This window comes from Bradyrhizobium commune (assembly GCF_015624505.1).
Taxonomy (GTDB): domain Bacteria; phylum Pseudomonadota; class Alphaproteobacteria; order Rhizobiales; family Xanthobacteraceae; genus Bradyrhizobium; species Bradyrhizobium commune.
The window spans coordinates 2,802,189-2,828,517 of the sequence record NZ_CP061379.1 but is presented as its reverse complement, the minus strand read 5'-3'; the positions used below and the strand labels follow the sequence as shown (position 1 = coordinate 2,828,517).

At 64.8% G+C, this 26,329-nt stretch carries 28 protein-coding genes; 16 read left to right on the top strand and 12 right to left on the bottom strand.

Features of this window, described 5'->3' with window-relative positions; genetic code table 11:
• Nucleotides 1–28 precede the first annotated feature (28 nt).
• Nucleotides 29–514, bottom strand: a complete 486-nt coding sequence (locus tag IC761_RS13290; RefSeq protein ID WP_195803684.1) for a (2Fe-2S)-binding protein — start codon at nt 512–514, stop codon at nt 29–31.
• A gap of 139 nt (nt 515–653) precedes the next feature.
• Nucleotides 654–1,100, bottom strand: a complete 447-nt coding sequence (locus tag IC761_RS13285; protein WP_195803683.1) for an SRPBCC family protein — start codon at nt 1,098–1,100, stop codon at nt 654–656.
• A 170-nt stretch (nt 1,101–1,270) separates the two neighbouring features.
• Between IC761_RS13285 and IC761_RS13280 the strand changes: the two genes are divergently transcribed.
• The 4 genes from IC761_RS13280 (at nt 1,271) to IC761_RS13265 (ending at nt 5,194) form a co-directional block, all read left to right on the top strand.
• The gene (locus IC761_RS13280; protein WP_195803682.1) at nt 1,271–2,626 is read left to right on the top strand and encodes a 3-carboxy-cis,cis-muconate cycloisomerase; all 1,356 of its coding nucleotides are present in this window, start codon (nt 1,271–1,273) and stop codon (nt 2,624–2,626) included.
• A 16-nt stretch (nt 2,627–2,642) separates the two neighbouring features.
• The gene (pcaD, locus tag IC761_RS13275) at nt 2,643–3,425 is read left to right on the top strand and encodes a 3-oxoadipate enol-lactonase (RefSeq protein ID WP_195803681.1); all 783 of its coding nucleotides are present in this window, start codon (nt 2,643–2,645) and stop codon (nt 3,423–3,425) included.
• Between the two features lie 168 nt (nt 3,426–3,593).
• The gene (locus tag IC761_RS13270; protein ID WP_195798467.1) at nt 3,594–4,715 is read left to right on the top strand and encodes an IS481 family transposase; all 1,122 of its coding nucleotides are present in this window, start codon (nt 3,594–3,596) and stop codon (nt 4,713–4,715) included.
• 86 nt (nt 4,716–4,801) lie between these two features.
• Nucleotides 4,802–5,194: a carboxymuconolactone decarboxylase family protein gene (locus IC761_RS13265; protein ID WP_195803680.1), complete on the top strand. Its 393-nt coding sequence runs from the start codon at nt 4,802–4,804 to the stop codon at nt 5,192–5,194.
• Here IC761_RS13265 and IC761_RS13260 read toward each other — a convergent pair.
• Together IC761_RS13260 and IC761_RS13255 are read right to left on the bottom strand one after the other, a co-directional pair.
• Nucleotides 5,156–5,689, bottom strand: a complete 534-nt coding sequence (locus IC761_RS13260; protein ID WP_195803679.1) for a hypothetical protein — start codon at nt 5,687–5,689, stop codon at nt 5,156–5,158. The genes IC761_RS13265 and IC761_RS13260 overlap by 39 nt on opposite strands.
• A gap of 216 nt (nt 5,690–5,905) precedes the next feature.
• The gene (locus IC761_RS13255; RefSeq protein WP_195803678.1) at nt 5,906–6,082 is read right to left on the bottom strand and encodes a hypothetical protein; all 177 of its coding nucleotides are present in this window, start codon (nt 6,080–6,082) and stop codon (nt 5,906–5,908) included.
• Nucleotides 6,083–6,323: 241 nt separating this feature from the next.
• Here IC761_RS13255 and IC761_RS13250 point away from each other — a divergent pair, with 241 nt between their 5' ends.
• The 5 genes from IC761_RS13250 to IC761_RS13230 all read left to right on the top strand — a co-directional run bounded on the left by IC761_RS13250 (nt 6,324) and on the right by IC761_RS13230 (nt 11,538).
• Entirely contained in the window at nt 6,324–7,241 is a 918-nt protein-coding gene (locus tag IC761_RS13250) for an ABC transporter permease subunit (protein ID WP_195803677.1), read from the top strand.
• A 13-nt stretch (nt 7,242–7,254) separates the two neighbouring features.
• Entirely contained in the window at nt 7,255–8,580 is a 1,326-nt protein-coding gene (gene livM, locus IC761_RS13245; RefSeq protein WP_195803676.1) for a high-affinity branched-chain amino acid ABC transporter permease LivM, read from the top strand.
• Nucleotides 8,577–9,410: an ABC transporter ATP-binding protein gene (locus tag IC761_RS13240; protein ID WP_195803675.1), complete on the top strand. Its 834-nt coding sequence runs from the start codon at nt 8,577–8,579 to the stop codon at nt 9,408–9,410. Before livM ends, IC761_RS13240 begins: the two co-directional genes overlap by 4 nt.
• Before the next feature lie 124 nt (nt 9,411–9,534).
• On the top strand, nt 9,535–10,269 hold the full coding sequence (locus tag IC761_RS13235) for an ABC transporter ATP-binding protein (RefSeq protein ID WP_195803674.1): 735 nt from the start codon (nt 9,535–9,537) through the stop codon (nt 10,267–10,269).
• Nucleotides 10,270–10,419: 150 nt separating this feature from the next.
• Nucleotides 10,420–11,538 (top strand): branched-chain amino acid ABC transporter substrate-binding protein, encoded by a 1,119-nt coding sequence (locus IC761_RS13230; protein ID WP_195803673.1) that lies wholly within the window; start codon nt 10,420–10,422, stop codon nt 11,536–11,538.
• Between the two features lie 80 nt (nt 11,539–11,618).
• Here the strand turns inward: IC761_RS13230 and IC761_RS13225 are convergent, their stop codons facing one another.
• Nucleotides 11,619–12,005 (bottom strand): response regulator, encoded by a 387-nt coding sequence (locus IC761_RS13225; RefSeq protein ID WP_195803672.1) that lies wholly within the window; start codon nt 12,003–12,005, stop codon nt 11,619–11,621.
• Nucleotides 12,006–12,244: 239 nt separating this feature from the next.
• Here IC761_RS13225 and IC761_RS13220 point away from each other — a divergent pair, with 239 nt between their 5' ends.
• Nucleotides 12,245–15,049, top strand: a complete 2,805-nt coding sequence (locus tag IC761_RS13220) for a PAS domain S-box protein (protein ID WP_195803671.1) — start codon at nt 12,245–12,247, stop codon at nt 15,047–15,049.
• A 54-nt stretch (nt 15,050–15,103) separates the two neighbouring features.
• Entirely contained in the window at nt 15,104–16,099 is a 996-nt protein-coding gene (locus tag IC761_RS13215; protein WP_195803670.1) for a P1 family peptidase, read from the top strand.
• Between the two features lie 16 nt (nt 16,100–16,115).
• Here IC761_RS13215 and IC761_RS13210 read toward each other — a convergent pair whose 3' ends face one another.
• A complete protein-coding gene (locus tag IC761_RS13210; RefSeq protein WP_195803669.1) occupies nt 16,116–16,907 on the bottom strand; it encodes an EF-hand domain-containing protein in 792 nt (263 codons plus the stop codon).
• A gap of 253 nt (nt 16,908–17,160) precedes the next feature.
• Here IC761_RS13210 and rpe point away from each other — a divergent pair, with 253 nt between their 5' ends.
• Together rpe and IC761_RS13200 are read left to right on the top strand one after the other, a co-directional pair.
• On the top strand, nt 17,161–17,862 hold the full coding sequence (gene rpe / locus IC761_RS13205) for a ribulose-phosphate 3-epimerase (protein ID WP_195803668.1): 702 nt from the start codon (nt 17,161–17,163) through the stop codon (nt 17,860–17,862).
• A gap of 498 nt (nt 17,863–18,360) precedes the next feature.
• A complete protein-coding gene (locus IC761_RS13200; RefSeq protein WP_195803667.1) occupies nt 18,361–18,552 on the top strand; it encodes a hypothetical protein in 192 nt (63 codons plus the stop codon).
• Between the two features lie 6 nt (nt 18,553–18,558).
• Here IC761_RS13200 and IC761_RS13195 read toward each other — a convergent pair whose 3' ends face one another.
• The 5 genes from IC761_RS13195 to IC761_RS13175 all read right to left on the bottom strand — a co-directional run bounded on the left by IC761_RS13195 (nt 18,559) and on the right by IC761_RS13175 (nt 22,898).
• On the bottom strand, nt 18,559–19,998 hold the full coding sequence (locus IC761_RS13195; protein WP_195803666.1) for a serine/threonine protein kinase: 1,440 nt from the start codon (nt 19,996–19,998) through the stop codon (nt 18,559–18,561).
• A gap of 5 nt (nt 19,999–20,003) precedes the next feature.
• On the bottom strand, nt 20,004–20,744 hold the full coding sequence (locus IC761_RS13190; protein WP_195803665.1) for a metallophosphoesterase family protein: 741 nt from the start codon (nt 20,742–20,744) through the stop codon (nt 20,004–20,006).
• Between the two features lie 117 nt (nt 20,745–20,861).
• Nucleotides 20,862–21,467 carry a hypothetical protein gene (locus tag IC761_RS13185; RefSeq protein ID WP_195803664.1) on the bottom strand — a complete coding sequence of 202 codons (606 nt, stop codon included), beginning with the start codon at nt 21,465–21,467 and terminating at the stop codon, nt 20,862–20,864.
• A complete protein-coding gene (locus IC761_RS13180) occupies nt 21,460–22,131 on the bottom strand; it encodes a DUF2135 domain-containing protein (RefSeq protein WP_195803663.1) in 672 nt (223 codons plus the stop codon). Before IC761_RS13180 ends, IC761_RS13185 begins: the two co-directional genes overlap by 8 nt.
• On the bottom strand, nt 22,128–22,898 hold the full coding sequence (locus IC761_RS13175) for a MotA/TolQ/ExbB proton channel family protein (protein ID WP_195803662.1): 771 nt from the start codon (nt 22,896–22,898) through the stop codon (nt 22,128–22,130). Before IC761_RS13175 ends, IC761_RS13180 begins: the two co-directional genes overlap by 4 nt.
• A 185-nt stretch (nt 22,899–23,083) precedes the next feature.
• Here IC761_RS13175 and IC761_RS13170 point away from each other — a divergent pair, with 185 nt between their 5' ends.
• From IC761_RS13170 to IC761_RS13160, 3 genes are all read left to right on the top strand, one after another.
• The gene (locus tag IC761_RS13170) at nt 23,084–24,454 is read left to right on the top strand and encodes a sensor histidine kinase (protein ID WP_195803661.1); all 1,371 of its coding nucleotides are present in this window, start codon (nt 23,084–23,086) and stop codon (nt 24,452–24,454) included.
• 7 nt (nt 24,455–24,461) lie between these two features.
• Entirely contained in the window at nt 24,462–25,112 is a 651-nt protein-coding gene (locus IC761_RS13165; protein WP_195803660.1) for a response regulator, read from the top strand.
• A gap of 110 nt (nt 25,113–25,222) precedes the next feature.
• The gene (locus IC761_RS13160) at nt 25,223–25,525 is read left to right on the top strand and encodes a hypothetical protein (protein WP_195804638.1); all 303 of its coding nucleotides are present in this window, start codon (nt 25,223–25,225) and stop codon (nt 25,523–25,525) included.
• 10 nt (nt 25,526–25,535) lie between these two features.
• On the opposite strand, the gene IC761_RS13155 is transcribed toward IC761_RS13160, so the two are convergent.
• A complete protein-coding gene (locus tag IC761_RS13155) occupies nt 25,536–26,123 on the bottom strand; it encodes a TetR/AcrR family transcriptional regulator (protein WP_195803659.1) in 588 nt (195 codons plus the stop codon).
• Between the last annotated feature and the right edge of the window lie 206 nt (nt 26,124–26,329).

Here is a 26,329-nt window from a genome sequence, read left to right as displayed (position 1 = left end):
GATGTCCTGATCGCGGGATGCGCGCGGTTTAGGCGAGATCGGATTGGGCCATCGCCTTCGCGCCGGCGGCGATCGAGGCGACGATGTTCTGGTAGCCGGTGCAGCGGCAGAGATTGCCTTCCAGCTCCTCGCGGATGGTGTGGTCGTCGAGCTCGTGGCCCTTGCGATGCACGATGTCGATCGCGGTCATGATCATGCCGGGCGTGCAGAAGCCGCACTGCAAGCCATGGTGCTCGCGGAAGGCTTCCTGCATCGGATGCAGCGGCGCGCCGTCGGCGGCCAGTCCCTCGATCGTCTTGACCTCATGGCCGTCGGCCATCACCGCAAGCGTGGTGCAGGATTTTACGGCCTTGCCGTCGAGATGCACGACGCAGGCGCCGCATTGCGAGGTGTCGCAGCCGACATGGGTGCCGGTCAGCCGCAGATTCTCGCGCAGGAACTGCACGAGCAGGGTACGCGGGTCGACATTGCCGGTAACAAGATTGCCGTTCACGATAAGGGAGATTTTTGCCATAAGCACTCTCTATCAGCGCCCCGACGGGTCCCGTCGAAGCGGTTCTTTTTTATAATTATTCCAACCCATCATATGGGCCAATATGCCCGGGAGCAACATCACCCCGGGCGCAAGGCGCCATGCCGAAAGGCGATAGGTTTCAGCCCTGTACCGCCTTGGCGAAATTCGCGAAAAATTCGTCGGCCAGTTTCTTGGCGGTGCCGTTGATCAGGCGCTGGCCGAGCTGCGCCAACTTGCCGCCGATCTGCGCCTCGACGTCGTAAGCGAGCAGCGTGCCGCCATCCTTCTCCGCGAGCCTGACCACCGCGCCGCCCTTGGCGAATCCGGCCACGCCACCCTCGCCTTCGCCGGAGATCTTGTAGCCGTTCGGCGGATCGAGATCGCTCAGCGTGACCTTACCCTTGAAGCGCGCCGAGACCGGGCCGACCTTCATTTTCGCGGTCGCGCGAAAACCGCCGTCGTCGGTCTTCTCCAGCTCCTCGCAGCCGGGGATGCAGGCCTTGAGCACCGCGGGGTCGTTGAGCTTCTCCCACACGGCCTCGCGCGGCGCCGCAAGCTGGACTTCGCCGTTCATTGTCATGGCCATGGGGTGCCTCCGGAAATCGCAAAAGGTAGGGATGCTCAAGTAACGCACGGAGGCCGCAAAGGAAAGGGTGGCGCCCGGTCACGTGCAATGCATATTCGCAACCGCAAAAAGCTTGCGCGAGCGGTTGGGGATTGGCACAGCCGGGCCATGGTGGTTAGGTCCCGCACAACATGAGCACATCCCTCTCCCCCCTGCTCGCGCCGATGCTGTCGAGCGCCGCCATGCGCGCCGTCTGCGACGACCGGTCCACACTTCAGAACATGCTCGATTTCGAGGCAGCCCTGGCGCGGGCCGAAGCCGCCACCGGCGTGATCCCCCAGGCCGCGGTTGGGCCGATCGAGGCCGCCTGCAAGGCGGATGCTTTCGACATGGCGGCGCTCGCGGAAGCGGCAACACGATCAGGCAATCTGGCGATTCCGCTGGTCAAGGCGCTAACCGCCGATGTCGCCAAGGCAGACAGCGAGGCTGCGCGCTTTGTGCATTGGGGCGCGACCAGCCAGGACGTCATCGACACCGCGACCATGCTGACGCTGCGCGCTGCGATCGACGCGCTCGATGCCGACCTCAGCCGCGCCATCAAAGGTTTTGCCGCACTTGCGCGCAGCCATCGCAACACCGCGATGGTGGCACGGACCTGGCTCCAGCACGCGCTGCCGATGCCATTTGGGATGAAGGCCGCCGAATATGCAGCAAGCCTCGCGCGTGCCCGCTGCCGTCTGCGGCGGCTGCGGCGCGAAGGTCTCGCGCTGCAATTCGGCGGTGCTGCGGGAACGCTCGCAGCCCTCGGCGACAAGGGGATTGCGGTCGCTGAACGGCTCGCACACGGGCTGAACATGCCGCTGCCGGAGGCGCCCTGGCACACCCATCGCGACCGCATCGCGGAAGCGGCATCCTGCCTTGCGATCCTCGCCGGCAGCTGCGGCAAGATCGCCCGCGACGTCTCGCTGCTGATGCAGACCGATGTCGGCGAAGCCTTTGAGCCGGCCGGCGAAGGCCGCGGCGGCTCCTCGACCATGCCGCATAAGCGCAACCCGGTCGCAGCCGCCAGCGCGCTGGGCTGCGCGACCATGGCCCCGCAGCTCGCTGCCACGATCTTTGCTGCCCAGGTGCAGGACCACGAGCGCAGCGCCGGGCCCTGGCATGCCGAATGGCCGACGCTGCCGCAGCTGATGCTGGTCACCTCCGGCGCGCTCGCCGCCATCGTCGATATCGCCGAGGGCCTCGACGTCGATGCCGCGCGCATGCGCAGCAATCTCGATGCGACGCACGGCCTGATCATGGCGGAAGCTATCACCTTTGCGCTGGCCGAGGCCATCGGCAAGAGCGACGCGCATCATCTGATCGAGGCCGCGAGCAAGCGCGCGGTAGCCGAGAAGAAGCATCTGCGCGAGATTCTCGCAGCCGACCCACAAGTCACCGCGCACCTGACGCCCCAGAAAATTGCGGCATTGTTCGAACCGATGGCCTATCAAGGATCTTCGCAAGCCTTGATCGACCGGCTGCTCGACAGCCTCGAGCGCGAATAGATACGGAGACGCCATCATGCCCATGATCGATGCCGACGGTTGCCTGCTCAACGTCTCCGTCGAGGGCCGCGATGGCGGGCCGACCTTGATGCTCTCCAACTCGCTCGGCTGCACGCTGCAGATGTGGGAGCCGCAGATGAAGGCGCTGACGCAGGTGTTCCGCGTCATCCGCTACGACCGCCGCGGCCACGGCAAGTCCAGCGTTCCGCCGAGCCCGTACACGATGGAACGTTTCGGCCGAGACGTGCTCGCGATCCTCGACGATCTCAACATCGAGAAGGTGCATTGGTGCGGCCTGTCGATGGGCGGCATGGTCGGGCAATGGCTGGGCGCGAATGCGCCGGAGCGGTTCGGCAAGCTCATCCTCGCCAACACCTCCTGCTACTATGCCGAGCCGACGAAATGGCTGGAGCGCATCGACGCCGTGAAAAAGGGCGGCATCGCAGCGGTCGCGGACGCCGTGCTCGGCGGCTGGCTGACGGCCGATTTCCGCGAGCGCGAGCCGCAAGTTTCCGCGAAAATGAAATCGATGCTGCTGGCCTCGCCGGTCGAAGGTTACCTCGCCTGCTGCGAGGCATTGTCGACGCTCGACCAGCGCGCGCTCCTGCCGAAGATCAAGAGCCCGACTTTGGTGATCGCCGGCCGCCACGACATGGCGACGCCGATCTCCGCGGGCGAACTGATCCGCTCGAACATTCCCGGCGCCAGCATGACCATCATCGACGCCGCCCACATTTCCAATGTCGAGCAGCCGCACGCCTTCACCGACGCGGTGGTCGGCTTTTTGATGCAACGCTAGTCTCACAGACTCGTCATTGCGAGCGCAGCGAAGCAATCCAGAAATCCCACCGCGGTGACAGACTGGATTGCTTCGCTGCTGTTCAGCCCGGGGACATAGCTTACACCTGTTCGGGGACATGGTTGACACATCAAAATCGGCTGGATTCGTCGAACAAGGGGGCGAGCCATGCCGTGGCGAGAGGTGTCTGTCATGGACCAGCGGCGCGAGTTTGTGATGCTTGCTAAGCAGGAAGGAGTGAACCGGCGGAAGCTGTGCCGGCAGTTCGGGATTAGTGCCCAGACTGGTTACAAGTGGATCGAGCGCTATGATGCAGGGGATACGACGCTGGCCGATCGCTCGCGCCGGCCGCATCACAGCCCGGATCGTACTGAGGCTGCGATCGAGCAGCAGATTGTGGCCTTGCGCGATGTCCACCCGGCCTGGGGGGCGCGCAAGATTTTGCATCGTCTAAAGCGCGACCGGCAAGCCGTGCCGGCGATATCGACGACGCACGAGATCCTGCGTCGCTACGATCGCGTGAGCGAACCTGCGGGGAGACCTGGACAGCCCTACATCCGCTTCGAGAAGGAGGCACCCAATCAGCTCTGGCAGATGGACTTCAAGGGACACAGCCCACTCGAGGACGGCGTATCCTGCCACCCGCTGACGATGCTGGACGATCACTCGCGGTTCTCGTTGTGCCTGGCTGCTTGTGACAACGAGCGAGGTTCGACCGTGCAAGGGCATCTGAGGGAGACATTCCGCCGGTACGGCCTCCCCGATGCGATGTTCGTCGACAATGGCGGCCCCTGGGGCTTCACCCTTGAAGACCCTTGGACCGGGCTGACGGTCTGGCTTTTGAAGCTTGGCGTCCGGGTGATCCACAGCCGGCCGTATCATCCGCAGAGCCGAGGAAAGAACGAACGCTTCCATCGCACGCTGAAGGCCGAGGTATTTGCCTTCAGGCGCTACCGCGACCTTGCCGAGGTGCAGCGCGCATTCGACCAATGGCGAGCCGTCTACAATCTCGATCGGCCGCATGAGGCTTTGAACTACAACGTTCCGGCAAGCCGGTACCAACCCAGTTCGCGGGAAATGCCGGACAGATTGCCCGCGGTGGAATACGACGAGCACGAGGTCGTCCGTTCCGTCTCCACCACCAAGGCCTATGTCAGCTTCAAAGGCAAATTGTGGAAGGTTCCGCAGGCCTTCCGCGGCGAACGGCTTGCGATCCGTCCACTCAATACCGACGGCAGGTTCGGCATCTTCTTCGCCGCGCACCAGATCGCGGCGATCGATCTAGGATGATCCAAAAGTGTCAACCATGTCCCCGAACAGGTGTAAGCTATGTCCCCGGGCTGAACACTGCGCTCGCAATGACGAAAGGAGGACACATGGACGACCAGAAGCGCCGCGATGCCGGCATGAACGTGCGCCGAAAGGTGCTGGGCAATGCCTGGGTCGACAAGTCGATCGCGAACCGCAATGCCTTCAACACCGACTTTCAGGACATGATCACCCGCTACGCCTGGGGCGAGATCTGGACGCGGCCGCATTTCGACGAGCGCACGCGCCGCGTGCTGGTGATCGGCACCATGGTCGCGCTTGGGCAGTGGGACGAGTTTCGCCTGCATGTGCGGGCGGCGTTGGCTGAGGGCGGCTTCACGCCCGACGACATCAAGGAGATCCTGCTCCAGCAGGCGATCTATTGCGGCGTCCCGGCGGCGAACAACGCCGTCAAGGAAGCCTCAGCCATTGTGCAGGAGCTTGGCCTGCTCAAGGCCTAGCGGCGCCGGGACCTCGATGGTCTCGACCGTCTTGGGCACCGCCGCCGGCCGCTCGATCACCAAGACGATCGCGGCGCCGAGCAGGAGCAACAGCTCAGTGGCGTGCAGCCGCAGCGCGGCCAACTCGCCGACCTTCGAGGCCATGATCATGCTCGCAAACGAGATCAGGCTGCCGATCGCAAGCGCAATGCCGAGCACCTCTTCGCTGCTGCCGCTCTTGCGGGTACGGGGAATGCATAAGAGGGCAAGATAGATCGCGAAGAACGCGACCACGGTCAGCCGTCCGAGCGCCAGCAGCCAGGCTGCGCGCACCGTGCTCATGCCGGACATCTGGAGATGGTCGCTGAGGAACAGCGCGACCGCGACGCTCGGCCGCTCGTAGAGGCCGTGCACCGGCGCCACCATGATGTTGAAGGCCACCAGCGTCCAGGCCGGAATGAAATAGGCGGCGAGCAATGCGCCGTTGACCGAGCCGATCCACCAATTCTTGAACATGCCGCTTCCCGCTTCGCTTGGCCCGCGGCCCTCGGCGGGCGGCGGCTTTGCCGGGAGCTAACGCGCATCGGACTCGGGCTGCAATTTAAACCCTTCGTTTACCTTAACTGCCCGGGCAATGGGCTGGCGCAGCCAATAGAAGCGGCGCCGCCGACGGAAAAGCCCCGCCTTGCGGCGGGGCCTCTCTCACTCTCTGTCTCCCTGGATGTTCCCGAACTAGCGCCGATCCTGACCGTGCTGGCCGGGCTTGTCGCCCTGGCGTGCCGGGTCCTGTTGCTGCTGGCCGGGCTTCTGACCGCCACCCTGCTGCTGCCCCGGCTGCTGGCCGGGGTTCTGGGTGTGCTGGCCCGGCTTCTGGTTCTGCTGGCCCGGATTTTGATTCTGGTTCGACATCGGGAATCTCCCTTGTTTGACGTCAGTGATGCATAACGGCCCACAACGAACTTGGTTGCTCAGAAACTCAGGTTTCCCCTGTTCCGGGAACCGGATTCGGAAAAATGAGTTCTGCACAAGCCTTTGTGCCGAGGCCTGCCCTGTTGCGGCGGCCGGTTCCCTCCTGTTACAAAACTGGAATAGCGCGCCGCTCAAGGGCTGCCGGAGCCCACGGACGCGTCAGGTTTGGTAACGGCAGCCTATGGATTATTTCACCCAACAGCTCATCAACGGCCTCGTGCTCGGCTCCATCTACGGCCTGATCGCGATCGGCTACACGATGGTCTACGGCATCGTCGGCATGATCAACTTCGCCCATGGCGACGTCTTCATGATCGGCGGCTTCATCGCCCTCATCACCTTTCTGATCCTGGTCTCGCTCGGCCTGACCGCGATCCCGGTGATCCTGCTGGTGGTGCTCTTGGTCTCGATGGCGATCACCGCGCTCTATGGCTGGACCATCGAGCGCATTGCCTATCGGCCGCTGCGCCATTCCTTCCGCCTCGCCCCGATGCTGTCGGCGATTGGCATGTCATTCGTGCTGACCAACTATTCGCAGGTGGCGCAGGGCGCCCGCGTCAAGCCGATCCCGCCCTTTATCACCGGCGGTTACACGCTGCATGAGAGCACGGACGGCTTCGTGATCCAGCTCTCGAACATCCAGATCATGGTGGTTCTCACCACCATCGTACTGCTCGCGATCTTCACCTGGCTAGTGTCGCGCACGCGCCTTGGACGCGACATGCGCGCCTGCGAGCAGGACCAGACCATGGCGGCGCTGCTCGGCGTCGACGTCGACCGAACCATCTCCATGACGTTCGTGATCGGGGCAGCGCTCGCGGCGGTCGCGGGCCTGATGTACCTGCTGTATTACGGCCTGGTCGATTTCTTCATGGGTTTCGTCGCCGGCATCAAGGCGTTCACCGCGGCCGTGCTCGGCGGCATCGGCTCGCTGCCCGGCGCCATGCTCGGCGGGCTCGCGATCGGCCTGATCGAGACGATGTGGTCTGCCTATTTCTCGGTCGAGTACAAGGACGTCGCCGCGTTCTCGATCCTGATCATCGTGCTGATCTTCATGCCGACCGGCCTGCTCGGCCGTCCCGAAGTCGAAAAAGTCTGACGGACCGCCCCGCGTGACCGCCACCTCGCACGAGACCACCAACGCAAGTCGCACCGCCGGCATCCCCGCCCTTCTGAAAACCGCCCTCATCAACGCCCTGATCGCGCTGGTGCTGTTCTCGCTGATGGTCGGCATCCGCACCGAGGCCGGTTCCGACGGGCAGCTCACCTATTGGACGCGCTTCGGCGAGCTGGCCTCGCTCGTCGCCGCGGTGTTCGGCGGCTCGATCGTGATCGATCTGCTGCGGCAATGGATCGGCCCAACCGGCGCCGAGAAACTGGTGCCGCCCGCGTTGCAAAACGGCATGTCCTTCGTCGGTCGCTACCTCGCGCCCGCGCTCCTCATCTTCACGCTGCTCGTTCCCGTCCTTTTCTATAACCAGCGCTACATCCTCGATCTCGCGATCCTCGTGCTCACTTATGTGATGCTCGGCTGGGGCCTCAACGTGGTGGTCGGGCTCGCCGGCCTGCTCGATCTCGGCTACGTCGCGTTCTACGCGGTGGGCGCCTATTCCTACGCATTGCTCGCCACAAATTTCGGCTGGTCGTTCTGGGTCTGCCTGCCGCTCGCAGGCATCCTGGCCGCATTCTGGGGCGTGCTGCTCGGCTTCCCCGTGCTGCGACTGCGCGGCGACTACCTCGCGATCGTGACGCTCGCCTTCGGCGAGATCATCCGCCTCGTCATCATCAACTGGCAGGATTTGACCGGCGGGCCGAACGGAGTCTCCAGCATTCCGCGCCCCTCTTTCTTCGGCATCCCGCTCGACAACAGCGATGACGGGCTCGCAGCAAAGCTCGGCATCGAATATTCGCCGACCCATCGCATCGTCTTCCTGTTCTATCTGATCCTGGCGCTGGCGCTGCTGACCAACTGGGTGACGATCCGGCTGCGCCGCCTGCCGATCGGCCGCGCCTGGGAGGCGCTGCGCGAGGACGAGGTCGCCTGCCGCGCGCTCGGCATCAATACCACGACGACGAAGCTCACCGCGTTCGCGACGGGTGCGATGTTCGGCGGCTTTGCCGGCGCGTTCTTTGCCACGCGCCAGGGCTTCATCAGCCCGGAATCCTTTACCTTCCAGGAATCGGCGCTGGTGCTCGCCATCGTCGTGCTCGGCGGCATGGGCTCGCAGCTCGGCGTCGCGCTGGCCGCGCTTGCCATGATCGGCGGCTTCGAGCTGTTCCGCAGCCTCGAGACCTACCGCATGTTGGTGTTCGGCATCGCCATGGTGCTGATCATGATCTGGCGGCCGCGCGGCATCATCGGCCATCGCGCCCCGACCGTCTATCTGACCAAGGCGCAAGCGATCTCCTCCGACCTCGTCAAGGAGGGCCACGGATGAGCGGCGGGCCAATTCTCAACGTCGACAAGCTCACCATGCGGTTCGGCGGCATCGTCGCCGTGCAGGATCTTTCGTTCTCTGCCGAGCGAAAAAAGATCACGGCGTTGATCGGGCCGAACGGCGCCGGCAAGACCACCGTGTTCAACTGCATCACCGGCTTCTACAAGCCGAGCGGTGGCGCCATCCGCCTCACCCATGACGACGGCCGGCAGATCGCGCTGGACCGGCTCAACGATTTCCGCATCGCCAAGCAGGCCAAGGTGGCGCGCACCTTCCAGAACATCCGCCTGTTCCCCGGCATGACGGCGCTGGAGAACCTGATGGTGGCGCAGCACAATGCGCTGATGCGCGCCTCCGGGTTCACTTTCCTCGGGCTCATCGGCGCCCCCGTCTATCGCGATGCCGAAAGGCACGCGATCGATCTCGCCACCGACTGGCTCAAGCGGATCAATCTGCTCGACCGCGCCGACGACGCCGCCGGCAATCTCGCCTATGGCGACCAGCGCCGGCTCGAGATCGCACGCGCAATGTGCACCGAGCCCGCGCTGCTCTGTCTCGACGAGCCCGCCGCCGGCCTCAACGCGCGCGAGAGCGCAGCACTCAGCGAGCTCCTGCTGTCGATCCGCAACGAGCTCGGCACCTCGATCCTGCTGATCGAGCACGACATGTCGGTGGTGATGGAAATTTCCGACCACATCGCGGTGATGGATCATGGCGTGAAGATCGCACAAGGCACGCCGCGCGAGGTCCGCGACGATCCCAAGGTGATCGCCGCCTATCTCGGTACCGACGAGGACGAGGCTGCGGCGGTGATGGAGAGCGGCTCGTGATTGCCGGTCTCTCAACATCGTCATCGCCGGGCTTGTCCCGGCCATCCACGTCTTGCTTTCTTGTGCTGGGCAAAGGCATGGATGCCCGGGACAAGCCCGGGCATGACGGCAGTGAGATAATGGCATGACCACGCCCCTGCTTGCGATCCGCAGCCTTCGCGCCGCCTACGGCAAGATCGAGGCGCTGAAGGGCGTCGATGTCGAGATCAATTCCGGCGAGATCGTCGCCCTGATCGGCGCCAACGGCGCCGGCAAGTCGACGCTGATGATGACGATCTTCGGCAAGCCGCGCGCCCGCTCGGGCCAGATCCTGTACGAAGGCCGCGACATCACCGATGTTCCCACCCACGAGATCGCGCATCTGCGCATCGCGCAATCGCCCGAAGGCCGCCGCATCTTCCCGCGCATGAGCGTCGCGGAAAATCTCCAGATGGGGGCGGACGCCACCGCATGCACCGATGCAGAGCGGGAGACGACGCTCCAGCGCGTGTTCACGCTGTTTCCGCGCCTGAAGGAACGCTACGCCCAGCGCGGCGGCACGTTGTCCGGCGGCGAGCAGCAGATGCTGGCGATCGGACGCGCCCTGATGAGCCGCCCGCGCCTGCTGCTGCTCGACGAGCCCTCGCTCGGGCTCGCGCCACTGATCGCCCGCCAGATTTTTGACGCGATCCGCACCCTGAACCGGCAGGACGGCCTGACCGTGCTGATCGTCGAGCAGAATGCCAACCATGCGCTCAAGCTCGCCCATCGCGGCTACGTCATGGTCAACGGCCTGATCACGCTGGCCGGAACCGGCGCCGAATTGCTCCAGCGCCCCGAGATCCGCGCCGCCTATCTCGAAGGCGGCCGGCACGGCTAGCGGCCTCCCCGTGCGGCCGAATGTGGCGAGATATCACCGCAATGCCCGTATTTTGCCGGTGACTTCTCCAGAGATTCATTCAACAATAGGACCGGTTTGGACCGGGCGTGCCCCGGCAACTCCCACAGGCGACCATCCGCGAGGTATCTCATGAAGTCACTGAAGCTCATCGGTTTGGCATTCGGCGCGTCGATCGCGCTGTCGAGCGCGGCGTTCGCGCAGGATGTCACAATTGCAGTCGCAGGCCCGATGACCGGCGGCGAATCCGCTTTCGGCCGCCAGATGAAGAACGGCGCCGAGATGGCCGTGGCTGACATCAACGCGGCCGGCGGCGTCAACGGCAAGAAGCTCGCGCTCGACGTCGAGGACGATGCCTGCGATCCGAAGCAGGCCCGTTCGGTCGCCGAGAAGATCGCCAGCGCCAAGATGCCATTCGTGGCCGGGCACTATTGCTCGTCCTCGTCGATCCCGGCCTCGGAGGCCTATGCCGACGGCAATGTGCTCCAGATTACCCCCGCCTCCACCAACCCGAAATTCACCGACGCCGGGCTCTGGAACGTGGCGCGCGTCTGCGGCCGTGACGACCAGCAGGGCCTGGTTGCCGCGCAGTACATCGCGAAAAACTTCAAGGGCAAGAACATCGCGATTCTCGACGACAAGACCACTTACGGCAAGGGTCTCGCCGACGAGACCAAGAAGGCCCTCGTCAAGGCCGGCGTCACCGTGAAGCTCTCCGAATCCTACAACAAGGGCGACAAGGACTTTAACGCGATCGTCTCGCGCCTGAAGCGCGACAACATCGACCTCGTCTATGTCGGCGGCTACCATCAGGAGAGCGGCCTGATCCTGCGCCAGATGCGCGACCAGGGTCTCAAGACGATCCTGATGGCCGGCGATGCGCTGGCCGACAAGGAGTACGCCTCCATCACCGGCCCCGCCGGCGAAGGCACGCTGTTCACCTTCGGCCCCGATCCGCGCAACAAGCCGACCGCCAAGAAGATCGTCGAGGCCTTCAAGGCCAAGAACATCGACCCCGAGGGCTACACCCTCTACACCTATGCGGCGATGCAGGTCTGGTCGCAGGCGGTCAAGAAGGCCGGCACCACCGACGCCAAGAAGGTCATGGCGGCGATCAAGGCCGGCAAGTGGGACACCGTGATCGGCCCGATCGAGTACGACACCAAGGGCGATATCAAGCAGCTCGACTACGTCGTCTACAAGTGGGACGCCAAGGGCGGCTACGCCGAAATCAGCGGCAAAGGCTCCTAGGAGCGGTCTTGCTCGGGAGTTCCTGAGCACCGTTGCGATCAAGACCTCGCCCCGGCTTGCCGGGGCGTTTTTCTGGGCGATCAGACCGCCGCCGGCAGTTCGCCACCTGCGGCCGCCTGCGCCTCGCGAAGCGCTTGCAGCAGATCGTTCGGCCGAAATGGCTTTTGCAGGCAGACCACGCCATCGAGATCAGGCGCCTCGCCCATGAAATCCATCGCGGTCATGCCGGAGACCGCCACGATCGGAAATCCGGGAACCCGCTCACGGATGGTTGCCATGACGTCGACGCCGCTGGTATCGGTCAGGAAAATATCGACAATCGCAGCGTCGAAGGCGCTCTCGCCGAAGGCCTTCAACCCGTCCGCGCCGCTCTCGGCCTCGACTACGTCATAATGGTTGACCCGAAGCACCATCGCGACCATGGCACGGACGCCCTTTTGGTCGTCAATCACAAGGATACGGGGCATGGGAACAACTCCCGGATTCCTATCATTAAATGGTTCAATTCAACGCCGGTGTGCGGCAAGGCAGTATCGGGCGGTCCAGTAAAGCCAACCTTACCGATTCCCTATTCCGTGTCCCTGTCCGAGTTAAGTAAGCTGTAACCCTCGGTTGAGTCGTGGGCCCGTCAGGTCAAGACGCACGCCCGGAGCCGGCTACCATGGTGACCAAGGCAGCCGGTCAACAAAGTCACGTGGACTAACCCATGACGACCCAGCGAGAGGTCAACGTGCACGCAAAGAACGACCGAAGCACATTCCTTTCGACCTTGCCCGCCACGCAGAGCGATCGCACTGCAGCACTGGCGATCGTCGGCATCTCGGCGATCCTGTTCGCGCTGGCTGTCCCCTTTGCGGGTACGCCGCTGCCCCAGGTGCCGGCCTTCGTGGCCAGCTACCAGTCGGCGCTCGCCGTCAGCGACATCATCACCGCGGTGCTGCTGCTGTCGCAATTCTCCGTCCTGCGCAGCCGCGCGCTGTTGCTGCTCGCGACCGGATATCTGTTCACAGCGGCCGCCGCGGTGACCCACGCCCTCACCTTTCCCGGGCTATTCGCACCGACCGGACTGTTGGGTGCAGGCAGTCAGACCACGGTCTGGCTCTACATGTTCTGGCACGGCGTCTTCCCGCTGTTCGTGCTTGCCTATGCTTCGCTGAAGGACGCCAACGGCGGCGACAAGATCAAGGGGCCGACGGGGCGTTCGATCGTACTCGCCGTGCTCGGCGTCTGCGTAGCGATGATCGCGATCGCCTGGATCGTCACCGCGCAGCATGGCCTGCTGCCGGTCCTGCTCAAGGACGGCCGCTACACCACCACCATGCTCGGCGTGGTGTCGTTCGTGTGGTCAATGAGCTTTGCCGCGCTGATCACGCTCTGGTTCCGCAAGCCGCACACGGTGATCGACGTCTGGCTCATGGTCACGATGTGCGCCTGGCTGTTCGACATCGCGCTGTCGGCGATCGTCAACGTCGCCCGTTTCGATCTCGGCTTCTATGCCGGCCGCCTCTACGGCCTCTCTGCCTCGAGCTTCGTGCTCGCCGTCCTCCTGATCGAGAATGTCCGCCTCCAGGCCAGCACGATGAGCCTCGTCGGCCGCTTGCGCGAACAATCGGCCTCGGATCGCGACTTTTACGGCAAACGCCTCGCGCTCTACGGCGCCGTCGTCGAATCCTCCAACGATGCCATCATCACAGAGTCCCTCGACGGCGTCATCACCGGTTGGAACCGGGCCGCTGAGCACCTGTTCGGCTATTCGGCCGCCGAGGCGGTCGGCCAGCCGATCGACCTCATCGTGCCGCAGGATCGCAAGGCCGAAGTCCGGGGGACCCTCAACCGCATCAGCAGCAACCAATCGATCGCCCAGCACGAGACGGTCCGCATCAGTAAGGACGGCCGCCAGCTCGACGTCGTGCTCAACATCTCGCCGCTGCGAGCCGACAATGGCGAAATCGTCGGCGTCTCCAAGATCGCCCATGACATCACCGAGGAGAAGCAGGCAAGAGAGAAGCTGCGTCGCGAGACCGAGGAGCGCCAGCGCATCTTCGAGACCTCGCGGGACCTGATCCTGGTCACCGACGGCTTCGGCAATTTCATCCAGGTCTCACCGAGCGTGAAGGACATCCTCGGCTTCAGCCCGGACGACATGATCGGGCACAGCGCGACCGACTTCATTCATCCCGAAGACCTCGAGAATACGCGCAGCGAGATGCGCGCGGCGCGGCGCGGCCAGACCAAGCGCAGCTTCGAGGCGCGCTACTACCATTACGACGGTCACGAGGTCACGCTGAACTGGATGGGTGTCTGGTCCGAGCCGGTGAAGCGCCATTTCTTCATCGGGCGCGACCTCACCGAGCAGCAGGCTGCCGAAGCCCAGTTCAGGCAGGCCCAGAAGATGGATTCGATCGGTCAGTTGACCGGCGGCGTTGCCCACGATTTCAACAACGTGCTCACCGTCATCACCGGCACGATCGGCATTCTGGCCGATGCGGTGGCCGACCGGCCCGAGCTTGCCGCCATCACCAAGCTGATCGACGACGCCGCCGAGCGCGGCGCGCAGCTGACCAAGCATCTACTCGCCTTCGCCCGCAAGCAGCCGCTTCAACCGCGCGAAATCGACGTCAATGCGCTGGTGCTGGAGGCTGCCAAGCTCTTGCATCCGACTCTCGGCGAGCAGATCACGATCATGCCGCAGCTGACCGAAGAAGCCTGGCCGGCGCTGATCGACCCGAGCCAGCTCTCCACTGCAATCCTCAACCTCGCGCTGAACGCGCGCGATGCCATGCCCGAGGGCGGCACGCTGGTGCTGGAGACGCGCAACATCTTCCTCGACGACGGCTATGCCAGCATGAATCCCGACGTCACCGCGGGTAATTACGTGATGATCGCGGTCAGTGACACCGGCTCCGGCATCCCGGCGACCCTCATCGAGCGGGTGTTCGATCCCTTCTTCACCACCAAGGAGGTCGGCAAGGGCACGGGTCTCGGCCTGAGCATGGTGTTCGGCTTCGTCAAGCAGTCCGGCGGCCACATCAAGATCTACAGCGAGGAAGGTCACGGCACCAGCGTGAAGATCTACCTGCCGCGCTCGAGTGGCGTGCAGGAGACCGAGTACGAGGCGCTCCAGAATGTTCCGATCACCGGTGGCGACGAGAAGATCCTGATCGTCGAGGACGACGCGCTGGTGCGGCAATATGTCGTGACCCAGATCAAGAGCCTCGGCTATGCCGCGCTCGAGGCGGCCAACGCCGCCGAAGCCCTCGTCATCATCGACGCCGACAAGGATATCGACCTGCTGTTCACCGACGTCATCATGCCGGGCAACATGAACGGCCGCCAGCTGGCCGACGAGGCGGCGCGGCGGCGGCCCGACCTGAAGACGCTGTTCACCTCGGGCTACACCGAGAACGCCATCGTTCATCACGGCCGGCTCGATTCCGGCGTGCTGCTGCTGGCCAAGCCCTACCGCAAGTCGGAGCTCGCCAAGATGCTCAGGACCGCGCTGGCGAGTTGAGCCGGGGGTGGCGGTGCGCTATCGCTGGTGTCAGCTGCGCATGGAGTGCCGTCCTTGAAAAACCTTCTCACCGATATCGCCGGCGTCCGCGTCGGTCATGCCGAGGATGCGAAAGTCGCCTCCGGCGCGACCGCGGTCATCTTCGATTCCCCTGCGATCGCAGCGATCGACATTCGCGGCGGCGGGCCCGGCACGCGCGAGGCTTCGCTGCTCGATCTTGCCAGCACGCAGGAGCGAGTCGATGCCATCGCGCTGTCCGGCGGCTCCGCCTTCGGGATAGAGGCCGGCGCCGGCGTGCAGGCCTGGCTCGCCGAGCAGGGCCGAGGTCTCAATATCCGCGGCGCTTTGATCCCGCTGGTGCCGGGCGCGATCCTGTTCGATCTGCTCAACGACGGCGACAAGGCCTGGGGACGCTTCGCGCCCTATCGCGATCTCGGCTACGCTGCGGCGGTCGCCGCCGGCGACGACTTCGCGCTGGGCAGCGTTGGCGCAGGCTTCGGCGCCACCACCGCGACGTTCAAGGGCGGACTCGGCTCGGCGTCCGCCGTCACCAGCAGCGGCATCACAGTCGCGGCAATCGTCGCGGTCAACGCGGTGGGCAGCGCCACCGTCGGGGACGGGCCGTGGTTCTGGGCGGCGCCGTTCGAGGTCAATGGCGAGTTCGGCAACCACGGATTGCCTGATAAGTTCACCGACGACATGCTCAGGATGCGCATCAAGGGCGGACCTGCGGCAAGCGATCGTGAGAACACCACCATCGGCGCCGTCGTCACTGATGCGATGCTGACCAAGCCGCAGGCCAAGCGGCTCGCGATGATCGCCCACACCGGTTTTGCCCGTGCGATCTATCCGGTGCACGCGACAACCGACGGCGACGTGCTGTTTGCCGCTGCGACCGGCGCGAAACCGATCGATCCGATGGCAGGTCTCACCGAACTCGGCATGGTCGCCGCCAACGTGGTCGCGCGCGCAATCGCACGCGGCGTCTATCACGCCACCGCCCTGCCCTTCGCCGGCGCGATGCCGGCGTGGAAGGATCGGTTTCGCTAACGCTTCAGGGCGCGCGTTACACGCTCATCGACATCGATGAAGCGGAGGACCCCGCCGCGGTCTGGGCCTGGCGCTGCATCATCTGGCCGAACCAGTCATAGGGCGAATTGCCGCCGCCCGACGTATTTGAAGAGCTTGAGGCGCCCGGCACCGTGGTCGAGATCTTGAAGCCGTCGGCATAGGTGACGGTGGTGGTGGTCGAGCCGTCGGTGCCGGTCGTCGTGGTCGAGGTCGACCCGCCGCTCGACGATGACGAGGAATCGGAATCGCTGCCGGACGCATCGCTGGAGCCGCTCGCGGCTTGCGCGTGGTGATGGCCGCTGCCCTTCAGCGCCTTCGACATCTCGTCGAGGCTGACGCTGCCGTCGGAATTGCTGTCGAGCTTGGAGAACACGTCGTCGGCCTGCGCGAGGTTGGTACCGCCGGCGCCCAGCGCGTTCTCGAACTCGGACTTGCTGATCTGGCCATCGCCATTCGCATCGAGCTGCGAGAACAGGTCCTTCAGCGCATCGTCCCGGCTGGTCGACGTCGAGGACGTCGCGCTCGATGACGTGGAGCTGGTCGAGCTGCTGGTCGAATCCGTCGACTGGCTCTGCGCGGCGATCAGCGCGCTCATCGTCTCGGGCGATATCTGCGCGCAATTGCCGGAATTGACCGACGACGTCGCGCCGCTGGTCGTGCTGTTGCTGCTGTCGATCGCGAACGGATTGGTCGCGCCTTGCGAGGATGTCGAGGACGAGGATTTCGAGCTCGTCAGCGACTGGATCGCGTCGAGTGCGCTCGAGACGGCACCAAGGGCAAACAACATTGCACAACTCCAACCGATGCGGGCACGCCGCGGCCAATGTTCTGGAGCTGGATGAGCAAGCGACGTGCCAGTGCGAAAAGCTCAATGAATTCCGCGTTCACTACGCCTTGCAGGCTCGGGGAACATCGGCAATTCATGCCGGAGACGGCAGATTTTTCCGCCCACAGGAAGCGGGCCTGCCCTGCATTGCCCGGCCGGGAGGCCCATGTTAGGCGAGACTCGTTCCTTTACGGCCGCCACGGGAAACTGCGCCATGACCCAAGCTTTCACCCCCCGCCCCCTGGCCATCGCGCCCTCGATCCTGGCCTCGGATTTCTCGAAGCTCGGCGAGGAGGTACGCGCGGTAGACGCCGCCGGCGCCGACTGGATCCATCTCGACGTGATGGACGGGCATTTCGTTCCGAACATCTCCTATGGCCCCGACGTCATCAAGGCGATGCGCCCGCACACCAAGAAGATCTTCGACGCGCATCTGATGATCTCGCCCTGCGATCCCTATCTCGAAGCCTTCGCCAAGGCCGGCTGCGACCACATCACCGTGCATGCGGAGGCGGGTCCGCATCTGCACCGCTCGCTCCAGGCGATCCGCGCGCTCGGCAAGAAGGCCGGTGTCTCGCTCAATCCGGGTACGCCGATCAGCGTGCTCGAATATGTGCTCGACCTGGTCGATCTCGTGCTGGTGATGTCGGTCAATCCCGGCTTCGGCGGCCAGGCCTTCATCCACTCCGCGATCGGCAAGATCAGCGACATCCGCGCGATGGTCGCGGGCCGGCCGATCGACATCGAGGTTGACGGCGGCGTCGGTCCCGACGTTGCGGGTGCGCTGGCAGCGGCAGGCGCCAACGCCTTCGTTGCCGGCACCTCCGTGTTCAGGGGCGGCACGCAGGAAGCGTACAGGACCAACATCGCGGCGATCCGCAACGCTGCCGCGGGCGCCCGCGGCGAGGCCATCTGACACGCAGAAGCGCCCGCAATCTGCGGTTCTTACGGGCGTTGCAGCGCGCAAATGCCTAAAATTGCAACCTGAATCCGTACTCCTCCGGACTTCCTTGATTCGCGCAAATCACAGCTAGTGATTCCTGCCTGATTTGACAGGAGCACATCATGACGACGACCCTGGTTTGGACTGGCGTGGCGTTGTGGATCGGTTTCAGTGCATTTGTTGTGTTTGGCCCATCGGCCGGACCCGTCGAGGCCCCGGCACGTTCGGTCCGTAGCATCCGTCGCAACCGCTATCGGGCCTGACGCCCATTCAGATCGCACTCATCAAGCGTCAGCCGAAGCGCCGGTGCCGCATCCCGCGCCGCCCGCATCCGAGCCTCGACTATTTCTTTGGCCGGCTCGAACGCACCGAAGGCGAGATGAGCGACGACACCGGGGCCGAGGCGGCGGACCTGGATCACCCGTTCCGGTCACCGCGCCGGCATTGAAATCTTTTTCCGGACTTAAGCAGATGAAACCGCACTGCCCGAACTGCCTGAAGGAAATGACCAAGGCGTCCGCGTCGCGTAATCTGTTCAACTGCGAGCCCTGCCGCGAGATCATCCAGTATTTCGGCGGCCATGCCGAACACGGCGAGTCCGGTCCGCAGTTCACCTGGCCGATCCGCCGCAAACGTTCCGTCCACACCGCTCACGCGGCCTGATCTTTCCTAGCCCCACACCACGCCGGCGCCCGCCCTCGCCGCATCCACAGCCATCCGCGGCGGCCGCACCACGGTGACGGTGCAGGTCGCCTCCGCGGCCACCTTGGCCGAGACGCTGCCGAGCCAGGTGCGCCTGAACGAATTTTGCCGCGCCCCGATGATGAAATGGTCGACCGAGTTCATCTCGGCGAATTCCAGCAGCGCCGTGGCGGGATCGACCGCTTCCAGCACGTGAACCGACAGCCGGCTCTCATCGAGCTTCAGCGGCGTCGCCCAATGGCGGAGCGCCACCAGGCGGTCGATGTGCTTGTTGGAGCCCTCCTCATCCAGCGTCTTGTCGATCGCGATGCGGTTGAGCTTGAGCACGTTGACGCAGGCGAGCCGCGCCGAGGGTAACGTCGCCAGAATGCGCTCGGTGGTGACGCGCAGCGCCTCGTTCAGCTCCGGCGCGCCTTCGGCGGCATCGAGCGCGACCGCGAGGATCGGGCTCGATGCGATCTGCTCCGCGACGTCGGATTTCGCGCGCGGCTGCATGACGCCCTGGTTGAAGCGGCGGCGCCACGCGACGCTGAGCGGATCGCGCTTCATCCGCTCCGAGCGCGCGGTGAGCTTGACCTGACTCGGATGGGCGAGATCGAAGGCGAGTTGCGCTGCGGTCGGATAGCGCCAGACCGGCTCGATCTCGAGGCACCGCAACACCACCTCCTGAAGCCAGGGCGGATAGTCGGCGCGAAGTTTGCGCGGCGGCTGCGGATCGCGCCACAGCCTGCGCCGCATCGCGCGCAGCGTCTCGCCTTCGCCGAACGGACGTTCTCCGGTCGTGAAGAAGTAGAGCAGCACGCCGAGCGAAAACAGGTCGCTGCGCGGGTCGTCGCGCACGCCCAAGAGCCGTTCCGGCGCCATGTAGGGTGCAGTGCCGTAAGGCAGCCGGAACTCCTCCTGCAACAGGTCCGGCAGATGGTTGTGGTGCGACAGGCCGTAGTCGATCAGCACCGCCTCGCCACTCTCGCGGAACATGATGCTGCTCGGCTTGATGTCGTGATGGATGACGTTCTGCCGGTGCAAATCGGCGAGCGCGGCGGCGATCTTCGCCACCAGCAGCCGCGCCTCCTCGTAAGGCAGCGGCAGATCAGGCAACCGCTTATAGAGCGTAGTCCCGGGTATCCGCTCGATCACGGCGTAGGCCTGGTGGGCGAAATCGCCGGTGCCGAAACAGGCCGGCACATGCGGGCCGGTCAGCCGCGGCAAAATCATCATCTCCATCTCGAAGGAGACGATGGCCGCCGGATCCTCGCCCTCGGAGGCCCGCGGGACCTTCATCAGCAGCGGCACGTCGATGTCGGGATGGGTGACGGTCCACAGCGTCGCCATGCCGCCGGCATGGACGCATTCGCCGATCGTGTAGCCGTCGATCTCCGCGCCTGATTTGACCAGGGATTTGGGCATCGGCTCTACCGCCCCTGCGAGAGCCGGTCGGCGAGCCAGGGCGGCAGGCCGTTCTCGCGGATCTTGTTCGCAGCGGCTGCGATGTCGTAGGGCACGCGGCAATAGGTAATTTCGCACGAGACCGTGTCGAACAGTACGAAGGACGCGGCGGGGTCGCCATCGCGGGGCTGGCCGACCGAGCCGAGCACCGCCAGCCATTGCCGCCCGCGCAGCAGCTGCACCGGGACGTCGCTCTTCGGCACGAAACTCGTCATCTTCGCCGTCACCGACATCGAATAGAGCGCGGGCCTGTGGATGTGGCCGCAAAATGTGACATGAGCGGGCGTGGCGATCAGGCTCTTGGCGGCGTCCGCGGTCGAGCGGACATAGTGCCAGCGCTGCGGGCTGGAGGCCTCCGAATGCACAAACAGACGGTCGCTGTCCTCCACGAGCATCGGCAACTCGGCCAGGAAACGCCGTTGTCCGACATCGAGGCGCCCACGGGTCCATTCGATCGCGATCTGTGCCTCGGCATTCATGGTCTCGGTGGTCGTGTTGACGGCTTCGTCATGATTGCCGCGGACGGCGACGGCACCATGAGCGACCAGATCCATGGCGGTATCCACGACCCACTCCGGGTCGGCGCCATAGCCGACGAAATCGCCAAGCAGGATAAACCGCTCCGCGCCCTTCGCGCGGGCCAACTTCAGGCAGGCCTCGAAGGCCTGCCGGTTGCCGTGGATATCCGAGAAGACAGCGAGAAGCACGCACCCTCCACCCTCATATTCTTATTGGAAGCCGATAAGGCCAATTTGAGGGACGTCAATAGGATGCGCCAGCGCGTGACGGTTTACCAGCGCAGCCGTGATGCAATGGTGAAGAGCCTATTGCTCGTCCTTCGGCGGCATCCGGGGCGGCGGCAGTGGCGTGAACACCGCGCCTTGTGCGCCAGCCGGCGGCGCATTGAACTCACCGGTCGAGGAATCGCCGCCGCTGGTCTCCAGGATCGTCTTCGGCGTCACATATTCCCTGACCATGTCGATCAGGCTGCCCTCGCCACCGCCGAAATCCGCCGCGCGCCCGCCTTGCGGATGCCCGGCCGCGATCTCGTTCTCCGCCGCATGGGTCTTGTCGGCCAGCCTGTCGTTGTAGGGGACGCGAAAGGCGCGCGGGATGCCGCTCGGACGATGATCCTCGTCGAGCTCTTCGACCCACAGATAGATCGAGCCGGGATCGCCTTCCAGGGAATGCGGCTCGACGATGCGTGCCGCGAGCAGCTTGAAGGAGGTCGGCATCCGATCGGTACTGGCCCAGCCGAGCAGCCCGCGCATGTCCGTGAAGCTCACGACATAGAAGGCGCTGGTCACGACCACCGCGACCGCTTTCAGCGACCAGTGCAGCCGCGCATAGACCAGCACGACCAGCAGCAACGCGCCGATCACGGCGTAGGCGACCGACAGCGAGAGGATGATCGTCTGCAGATCACTCACGGCGCACCCTCACCCGCGTGTTCGGGTCGATATCGGCGCCGTTGCGCCAGCTGCTGCGGAACGTCTCCATCAGCGATTTCGGACGCTGGCTCACGTCGATGACCTTGCCCTCGGCATCGAGCCGGAACCGCACCGCGGTCTTCTCGTCGCCGGTGTGGTCGAGGGTGAATTTGTTGTCGAAGATCACCTGCGCGGTCGGATTGAGCTTTTGCACCTTCACATTGGCCGTCACCGGCTCGCCGGTCGTGGCGACGAAATGCGAGACGTTGACGGTGTATTCGCCGGCGACGATGCCGCGCACCGTGACGATCTCCTCGCGGATCGGCGAGGCTATCTTCTTGCCGTTGACCAGGATGAAGTCGTTGGCCCCGCCGCGGTCGTCGCGATCGAGCGTGAGGAAGCCGGCCTCGCGGTGGCGATACCAGGCGATGTTGCCGGCGGGATCCTGCACGAACAGGTCGAGATCGTCGGGATGATTGTCCGGCCAGTCCAGCGTGATCATGAACTCGGCCTTGGAGTCGATCTTGCCGTCCTTGGCATCGGGTGAGACCGCGAGCAGCGCGAGGAAGAACAGGAAGGCGATCACCTGGAGCGCCTTGAACAGCATGACGCCCAAGGGATCGAACGGCTCCTCGCGCGGATAGAGGCCGAAATCATCCATCATGACGGCGTTTCCGGACGCCTGCGTTCCAGGGCCGGCGTCACGTAGGTCTCGGTCAGCACCACGGCATCCGAGAACACGCGCTGGGTCGCGGCATCGAGCATGTAATATTGAATGCGGATCAGGATCGAGCCGACGAGGCCGGCCAGCGTCGTGTACATCGCGACCGCCATACCGTCGCTCATCAGGCCCATCGAGGACCGCATCGCGACCTTGTCGGCGGCGTCGAGCCCCGCGATCGGCGCCAGCATGATGATGAAGCCGATGATGGTGCCGAGCAAACCGAGCTTCATCAGCGTATCGGAGACGAAGGCACCGAAGCCGTTGGAACCCCGCAGGCGGTCGGCGAGCGTCCGCAGCAGCAGCGTCTGGTCGACCGGCCGGTAGTCTTGCGCGGCCGCCTTGGTCACCAGGCTCTCAATGTGATCCCGTACCAGCCCGCGGGGAAGCGCGGTTGCGCTCGCATCGATCGCCCTGCTGCCGTCGGGCGCCGCAAGCACCGCGCGGCAGCGCCGCGCCGCGGCCCCTTCGCGCGCGATCGCCCGCGTGCGCAGAAAGCAGTGACCGCAGGTGGCGACATAGAGCAGCGCGATCACGCTGGAGATATAGGTGCGGTCCGAGGTCAGCATCAGACGGATCAGGCCGAACCGCCATAACAGCACGATCGCGAAGATCGAAAGCCCGGTAAAGATCATCCAGAACAGCAGCGCGCTGCGCTCGGATGGATCGGAGGCCTGTCGCGCAGTCGGACCAATCGTGATCGAGCTCATGCTGCATTGCTCCCGGCCAACAATGTTTCCCCGGCGATTAGATCAAAGCCGCCGCGCCCGGTCCAAAGACCCATGCCCAATCCGGCTTGGGAAATTTGCCCGACCTGCATTCCGGCCGTTCCCTGCAATTGGCAAGGCGCGGCGGCGTTGTTAGGCTGAGCTTACCAAACGTCGGGGGTGATCGCATGCGCCTCGTGCTTCAGCTTGTCGCCCGTCTTCTTCTCATCGTTGCGCTCTGCCTCGGCGCGGCGACCGTGTGGGCCACGTTCGATGCCTATCGCAGCGTCGACCGGGCGACGACGGCCTCCGCGCAGCGCGTCGCGCAGGCGCTAGGGGCATTGTACTGGCATGAGCTGTTGTTGCGCAGCAGCAGAACGCGCGAGCACCTCCTGCCGGTTCCGGAATGGCGCACACTGGAGACGGTGAAGCTGATCTCGCCTGGCGTCTGCGTCGAGTTCCAGCCGGCGACCGCATTCGAGAAGCCGCTCTGCGGCCAGAGCGAGGGTCTGGGCAAGGCGCCGCCGCGCTGGTTCGCCGCGATCGTGCCGACATTCCTGGGCAGCCATGCCGAGGTGGTGCGGCCGGTCAGTCCCCGTGCCACGGCCGCCGGCACGGTCGTCGCAACGCCTGATGCCGCCGCCGCGATCTCGCTCGCCTGGGAGTACATCCTCAATGTCATCGATGTCGCACTGCTGATGGCGGCGGCAATCGCCCTGTTCGCCTCGCTCGCCATAGCGCACACGCTGGCGCCGGCGCGGTCCATCGTCACGGCACTTCAGCGCATGGCGCGCGGACAATATCGCACAAAGCTGCCGCGCTTCCGCTCGATGGAGCTGGCGATGATCGGCAGCGCCGTCGGCGAGCTCGGCGGCCGGCTGGAGGAAGCGACCGAACAGCGCGCGGCGCTGACGCGGCGGCTGATCGAGATCCGTGACGACGAACGCCGCGCCCTCGCCCGTGAGCTCCATGACGAGTTCGGCCAGAACCTCTCAGCCATCCTTGCCTTCGCCAACACGATCGAGACGGCCAGCGCAAAGCAGGGCGAGGATAACGGCATCGCGCAGGACGCCCGGATGATCTCGCAGGCCACCCATCATCTGATGGCCTCGCTGCGCGATGCGCTGAAGTGCCTGCGCAATCCCCTGCCCGAGGAGCTCGGGCTGGAGGCAAGCCTCGTCAACCTCGTCGACAGCTGGCGCTCGCAGAGCGCGACGCAGCCGACGATCCAGCTCGATCTCAGGGGCGATCTCACCGACATCAGCGGACCGGCGGCGACGACGGCTTATCGTGTCGCCCAGGAGTGCCTGACCAACGCACTGCGCCACGGCGCGGCCCGCGAGATCTCGTTGCGCGTCGAGCGGCGCGCCGGCGAAGATGATGCGCTTCTGATCCGTGTCGAGGACGATGGCGGCGGTGACGCGGCGCGCGTGTCGCAATCGGCCGGCTTTGGCCTCACCGGCATCCGCGAGCGCGTGACGGCCGCAGGCGGCTCGCTGTCGATCCTGCCCGCCAATCGCGGGCTCAGCGTCGCCGCCACCATCCCGCTCGCGGCGTGAGGCCGTCATGAGCGAGGTCGCGGCAACAGGCATCTCCGTGCTGCTGGTGGACGATCATCCGATCGTGCGGCAAGGCTACCGCCGTGTGCTGGAAAGCCAGGGCGATCTCCATGTGGTGGCCGAAGCAGACAATGCCGCCGATGCCTACGGCGCCTTCAAGGCTTACGACCCCGATGTCGTCGTGCTCGATATCTCGATGCCCGGCGCGAGCGGCCTCGAAGCCATTCGCAACATCCGCGCGCGCAATCCGCGGGCGCGCATCCTGGTCTTCACCATGCACAACGAGGCCGTGCTGGTGAAGGCTGCCTTCAGCACCGGTGCCAGCGGGTTCGTGACCAAGAGCAGCGAGCCGTCAGCCGTCGTGAATGCGATCCGCAGCGTCGCCCGCGGCGAGCGGGCCATGAGCGACGACATCGCGCATATTCTGGCCGAGGACAGTCTGTCATCGGGCTCCGTGCTGGATCAGCTCGGCGAGCGCGAGATCGAGATCTTGCACCAGTTCGCCGGCGGCGCCACGACCGAGCAGATCGCGACGCATCTCAATCTCAGTGTGAAGACGGTTCAGAACTATCACTATCTGATCAAGACCAAGACCGGCGCGCGCACGGACGCGCAGCTCGTGCGGCTCGCAGCGGCTTGCGGGCTGACGAGGATTTAGGAGTGGGGCTGCCGGAATCCCGCCGAACGTGTAACTCCTCAATTTGCCGAGCGATATGGAACGGAGACCGTCCCCCTCCGGTTATTAGCCTAGTGGAGGAGTACAACCTCATGAGTAAGGCTCATCACAAGGCAGTTGACCACCCCCCGATCATCACCGTAGGCGATCTCATCGACGCTCTTTGCCGCTTGCCGGACACCGCCGTCGTCCACTTCCGCTGCCCCATGCTCGACGAAGAGCTGACATTCTACCGCCTTCGCAAGCGGTCAAAGGACGCTGTCGAAATCGCGGTCAGCGCCTATCCGGAAGGCCCGCCGGTCGTGCCGGGATCCAATGGCGGATTTCACGCGCGCAGGCCCATAGCCGCCTCGTCGCCGGTGCGCGGTTTTTCAAAAGGCGAGAGAGTAGTTTAGGCGGAGCGATCTACGCTGCCTTCAGCCCGCGCAGCACCAGCGCGAGCGTCGCATCGACGCGCGCGGGCAGATCGGCATCCTTCCACTCGTCGGCATGGGCCGGGTGGTGGAAGCGGCAGGTGGCATCGAAGATCGCGCGCGCGGTCACCTTGAGGTCGTTGACCGCGAACACGCCCTGCTTGACGCCGTCGGCGAGGATCGCCGCGATCTGGTCGATCATGGTGTCCTTGTGGCAGCGGACGGCCGCGCAGGCCTCGCGCGCCAAGGTCAGATAGGTTTCGAACATCTCGGGATCGTCGAGCACGCGCGAACGCTTGGCGGCGAACAGCGTGCGCAGCCAGCGGTCGAGCCTGTCAGGCGCAGGCCCCTGCTCCTTGGCGATTGCCAGCAGCGGTGCGTCGATGCGGTCGAGCCAGCGTTTGGCCACGGCCTCGCGTAGCGAGGCCTTGCTCGGGAAATGGCGATAGACGCTGCCGTGGCTCACATCGAGCGCACGGGCAACGTCGACCACGGTGGCCTTGGCAAGTCCGTAGCGCCGCAAGACGTCCTCGGTCACCTCGAGGATCCGCTCCGGCGTCAAGACAACGGCTTCGTTCATGCCAGCACCTTGTTCCCATTCAGGGCTCAGTTATCCGGCGATGGAGCTGCTTCCGAAGCGCCCACACCGGTCGTTTCGGAAAGCTCTCGCCTTAATGAGGCAGTTTTGCAGCCTGCGCCGCGATCTGGCGCGCCACAAAGAGATTGAGCCAGTGCCCAATCTGTCCAGTGATATTGATGATTTCAGTTGTCATTGTCGTCGTCTCC